Consider the following 260-nt stretch of genomic DNA (forward strand, 5'->3'; position numbering starts at 1 on the left):
GCCGCGGTAGAAGTCGAGATCGCTTGCACCGAAATAGCCGATGGGCAGCAGGTCGCCGCGCAAGAGGCTCGTGCCCGGCGTGAGCAGAAAGCCGTTCATCGCGCCGTTGGCAAGATGCGTGCGCCCTGCGCTGTACAGATGGTTCGGATCGGAGAAACTGCACGCCTGGAACCCGTACGCGGCATTCGACGTCAACGCGAACGACGATTGCGTCTGACCGAATGCGTCAGTGAACTGGCGGGCCTGCTGATGCTCCGCGT

Annotated in this window: 1 pseudogene; it reads right to left on the reverse strand. The window is 63.1% G+C overall.

Annotation, left to right across the window (positions count from 1 at the left end):
* A pseudogene (locus tag SB753_RS38575) lies at window positions 1-260 on the reverse strand (phosphoesterase); the annotation flags it as partial.

The organism is Paraburkholderia sp. SIMBA_053 (genome assembly GCF_046534895.1).
GTDB lineage: Bacteria > Pseudomonadota > Gammaproteobacteria > Burkholderiales > Burkholderiaceae > Paraburkholderia > Paraburkholderia caledonica.